Source organism: Shewanella sp. Shew256, assembly GCF_002196695.1.
Classification (GTDB): Bacteria; Pseudomonadota; Gammaproteobacteria; order Enterobacterales; family Shewanellaceae; genus Shewanella; species Shewanella mangrovisoli.
Map to the genome: position 1 here is coordinate 1 of NZ_NAJR01000043.1, position 1,315 is coordinate 1,315.

Annotated in this window: 2 protein-coding genes; both read right to left on the bottom strand. The window is 56.7% G+C overall.

The features are described 5' to 3' along the window. Positions 1 to 24: 24 nt before the first annotated feature. Complete coding sequence (sul1, locus tag B5P39_RS24290; RefSeq protein ID WP_000259031.1) at positions 25 to 864, bottom strand: sulfonamide-resistant dihydropteroate synthase Sul1; 840 nt, start codon at positions 862 to 864, stop codon at positions 25 to 27. Next, the gene (locus tag B5P39_RS24295) at positions 858 to 1,205 is read right to left on the bottom strand and encodes a quaternary ammonium compound efflux SMR transporter QacE delta 1 (protein WP_000679427.1); all 348 of its coding nucleotides are present in this window, start codon (positions 1,203 to 1,205) and stop codon (positions 858 to 860) included. The genes sul1 and B5P39_RS24295 overlap by 7 nt, the downstream gene beginning before the upstream one ends. Positions 1,206 to 1,315: the final 110 nt, after the last annotated feature.

The window sequence follows — 1,315 nt, forward strand, 5'->3', positions numbered from 1 at the left end:
TAGCGGGCGGCCGGAAGGTGAATGCTAGGCATGATCTAACCCTCGGTCTCTGGCGTCGCGACTGCGAAATTTCGCGAGGGTTTCCGAGAAGGTGATTGCGCTTCGCAGATCTCCAGGCGCGTGGGTGCGGACGTAGTCAGCGCCATTGCCGATCGCGTGAAGTTCCGCCGCAAGGCTCGCTGGACCCAGATCCTTTACAGGAAGGCCAACGGTGGCGCCCAAGAAGGATTTCCGCGACACCGAGACCAATAGCGGAAGCCCCAACGCCGACTTCAGCTTTTGAAGGTTCGACAGCACGTGCAGCGATGTTTCCGGTGCGGGGCTCAAGAAAAATCCCATCCCCGGATCGAGGATGAGCCGGTCGGCAGCGACCCCGCTCCGTCGCAAGGCGGAAACCCGCGCCTCGAAGAACCGCACAATCTCGTCGAGCGCGTCTTCGGGTCGAAGGTGACCGGTGCGGGTGGCGATGCCATCCCGCTGCGCTGAGTGCATAACCACCAGCCTGCAGTCCGCCTCAGCAATATCGGGATAGAGCGCAGGGTCAGGAAATCCTTGGATATCGTTCAGGTAGCCCACGCCGCGCTTGAGCGCATAGCGCTGGGTTTCCGGTTGGAAGCTGTCGATTGAAACACGGTGCATCTGATCGGACAGGGCGTCTAAGAGCGGCGCAATACGTCTGATCTCATCGGCCGGCGATACAGGCCTCGCGTCCGGATGGCTGGCGGCCGGTCCGACATCCACGACGTCTGATCCGACTCGCAGCATTTCGATCGCCGCGGTGACAGCGCCGGCGGGGTCTAGCCGCCGGCTCTCATCGAAGAAGGAGTCCTCGGTGAGATTCAGAATGCCGAACACCGTCACCATGGCGTCGGCCTCCGCAGCGACTTCCACGATGGGGATCGGGCGAGCAAAAAGGCAGCAATTATGAGCCCCATACCTACAAAGCCCCACGCATCAAGCTTTTGCCCATGAAGCAACCAGGCAATGGCTGTAATTATGACGACGCCGAGTCCCGACCAGACTGCATAAGCAACACCGACAGGGATGGATTTCAGAACCAGAGAAAGAAAATAAAATGCGATGCCATAACCGATTATGACAACGGCGGAAGGGGCAAGCTTAGTAAAGCCCTCGCTAGATTTTAATGCGGATGTTGCGATTACTTCGCCAACTATTGCGATAACAAGAAAAAGCCAGCCTTTCATGATATATCTCCCAATTTGTGTAGGGCTTATTATGCACGCTTAAAAATAATAAAAGCAGACTTGACCTGATAGTTTGGCTGTGAGCAATTATGTGCTTAGTGCATCTAACG

Bases quoted from the DNA above. Each gene is read 5' to 3' on its own strand.
- sul1 (WP_000259031.1), bottom strand. From the start codon at position 864: ATGGTGACGGTGTTCGGCATTCTGAATCTCACCGAGGACTCCTTCTTC.
- B5P39_RS24295 (WP_000679427.1), bottom strand. From the start codon at position 1,205: ATGAAAGGCTGGCTTTTTCTTGTTATCGCAATAGTTGGCGAAGTAATC.